This window comes from Micromonospora sp. ATLC16 (assembly GCF_057196645.1).
On the sequence record NZ_JBXUOW010000142.1, the window covers coordinates 1 to 3,141 of the forward strand.

Below are 3,141 nucleotides of genomic sequence, written 5' to 3' on the forward strand. Positions count from 1 at the left end.
CGCGGGCGGCGGTCAGCGGATCGGCGGCCGGGGGGGCCGCCAGGTGCTCGGCCAGCGCGCGCACGGTCGGATGCTGGAACAGCTCGACGAGCGTGACCGGCCGGCCGATGGTGTCCTGCAGCGCGCCGCGCAGCTCCGCCATCAGCAGCGAGTGGCCGCCCAGCTCGAAGAAGTTGTCATGCACACCCACCTGCTCGATGCCGAGCAGCCGGCTCCACGCCGCGGCGACGGTCCGCTCCAGATCGTCACGCGGGGCCTCGTACGGGCTGGCCAGGTCGGGCCGCGACAGCTCCGGCTCGGGCAGCGCCGAGCGGTCCACCTTCCCGTTCGGTAGCAGCGGGAACGACGGCAGCGTGACGAAGACGGCCGGCACCATGTAGTCGGGCAGCCGCTGCCGCAGGTGGGCGATGAGGGTGCCGGCGGCGGGCGGCTCGTCGCCGGACAGGTAGGCCACCAGCCGTTGGTCACCACCGTACGGCCGGGCGGTGACGATGGCGTCGCGAACGGCCGGGTGGTCGGTGAGCGTCTGCTCGATCTCGCCCAGCTCGATGCGGTGACCGCGGAGCTTCACCTGGTGGTCGAGGCGGCCCAGGTACTCGACGGCGCCGTCGTCGCGGAACCGCGCCAGGTCGCCCGTGCGGTAGAGGCGCTGACCGAGGGCCGGGTCGAACGAGTGCTCGACGAACCGCTCCGCGGTCAGGTCCGGTCGGTTGAGGTAGCCCCGGGCCAGGTTCCGCCCGCCGATGCAGAGTTCACCGGCCACGCCGGCCGGTACCGGCTGCAACAGCTGGTCGAGCACGTGGATGCGGGTGTTGGCGATGGCGTGGCCGATCGGCACCGGCCTCGGGTCGCCGTCGCGGCGGCACGCCCAGGCGGTGACGTCGACGGCCGCCTCGGTCGGGCCGTACAGGTTGTGCAGCTCGGCCGTCGAGACGGCGAAGAACCGCTCCTGCAGCTCACGCGGCAGGGCCTCGCCGCTGCACAGCACCCGGCGCAGGCCGGGACAGTCCGCCACCCCGTCCTCGGCCAGGAAGACCCGCAGCATCGACGGGACGAAGTGCACGGTGGTGATGCGCTCGCGGCGGATGGTCTCGACCAGGTAGCGGGCGTCGCGGTGGCCGCCCGGCTCGGCCATCACCAGGCAGGCGCCGGTCATCAGCGGCCAGAAGAACTCCCAGACCGACACGTCGAAGGAGAACGGGGTCTTCTGCAGCACCCGGTCGGTGGCGTCGAGCCGGTACTCGTCCTGCATCCACAGCAGCCGGTTGCGGATGCCGGCGTGGACGTTCATGACTCCCTTGGGTCGTCCGGTGGAGCCGGAGGTGTAGATCACGTAGGCCAGGTCCTCGCCGTCCACCTCCACCGCGGGCGGCGACGCCGGTTCGCCGGCGAGGTCGGCGGTGACCTCGTCCAGGCAGAGCACGTGCGCGTCGAATGCCGGCAGCGAGGGCGCCAGGCGGCTGTGGGTGAGCAGCACCGGCACCCGGGCGTCGTCGAGCATGAACGCGATGCGGGACTGCGGGAGAGCCGGATCCAGCGGCAGGTACGCGCCGCCGGCCTTGAGCGTGGCGAGCAGCGACACCACCATCTCGACGGAGCGCTCCATGCACACGCCCACCAGCACATCCCGGCCGACGCCGAGCCGGCGCAGGCGGTGCGCGAGCTGGTTGGCGCGGCGGTCCAGCTCGGCGTAGCTGAGCCGCTCGTCCCGGAAGCGCAGCGCGTCGGCGTCCGGGGTCGCCCTGGCCTGCGCCTCGAACTGCTCGTGGATCAGGCCGGCGCCGGGCCAGTCGCGGTGGCCGCCGTCGCCCAGCGCCAGGACCTCCCGCCGCTCGGTCTCGTCGAGCAGCGGCAGCCGGCCGACGGACCGCTCCGGGTCGGCGGCGATCGCGGCCAGCACCACCTGGAGGTAGTGCACGATGCGCTCGGCGGTCGCCTCGTCGAAGAGGTCGAGGCTGTATTCGAGACGGCCGTGGACGGCGTCGCCGTCCTCGGTGAGCAGGAGCTCCAGGTCGAACTTCGCCGCGCCGGCGTGGACCGGCAGCGACTCGACCCGCAGGCCGCCGCCGGTCCACGCCGGGAAGGGGACGTTCTGCAGGGCGAACCCGACCTGGAACAGCGGCGTACGCGCCAGGCTGCGGTCCGGGCGCAGCGCCTCCACGAGGCGCTCGAACGGGACGTCCTGGTGCTCGTACGCGTCCAGGCAGACCTGCCGGACCCGGCGCAGCAGCTCCCGGAAGGTGGGCTCGCCGGAGAGGTCGGTACGCAGCACCAACGTGTTGACGAACAGGCCGATCAACGGTTCCAGCTCGGGCAGCCGCCGGTTGGCCACCGGCGTGCCGACGACCACGTCCTCGGTGCCGCTGAGCCGGCCGAGGAGAACCTGGAAGGCGCCGGCCAGCACCATGAACAGGGTGGCCCCCTCGGCGCGGCCCAGCGTGCGCAGGTCACGTACCACCTCGACGGGTACGGTCAGGTGCAGCGCGCCGCCGCGAAAGGTCTTCGCCGGTGGTCGGGGCCGGGCCAGGGACAGGTTGAGCTCGGCGGGCGCCCCGCGCAGCTGCCGGACCCAGTAGTCCAGGCCGGTCGGGTCGGTGGGCTCGTCCTGCTGCCAGCGCGCGACGTCCGGGTACTGGACCTCGAGGGCGGGCAGCGGGCTGGGCGCGCTGGCGGCGTACGCGGCGTACAGCGCCATGACCTCGCCGAGCAGCACGCCCAGCGACCACTGGTCGGAGACGATGTGGTGCATGGCGAGCAGCACCACCGCCTCGTCGTCGGTGCGCCGCAGCACCTCCCAGCGCAGCAGTGGCCCCTCGGCGAGGACGATCGGCCGGTCGAAGAACCGCTCGGTGAGCTCGGCCTCCGCGCCCTCCGTACTGTCGTGCACCACCAGCTCGGCCGGCACCTGCGGGCGCACCACCAGCCAGGGCCGGCCGTCGGTCTCCGGGAACACCGCGCGCAGCGCCTCGTGCCGCCGCATCACCTCGTCGCAGGCGCGGCGCAGCGCGGCGACGTCCAGGCGGCCGCGCACCAGCAGGGCGGCCGGCAGCAGGTAAGCCCTGTTGTCCGGGGCGAGCTGCTCCAGCAGCCACAGTCGCCGCTGGGCGGCCGCCGGGGGCACCGGCGCGGCCGGGTCGGCGC

The 3,141-nt window shown here is 73.7% G+C and carries 1 protein-coding gene; it reads right to left on the reverse strand.

Annotated features, from left to right (window positions below; genetic code table 11):
• On the reverse strand, window positions 1–3,141 hold a 3,141-nt coding region (locus AC2CHE_RS26660), incomplete at both ends, for a non-ribosomal peptide synthetase (protein WP_484507581.1).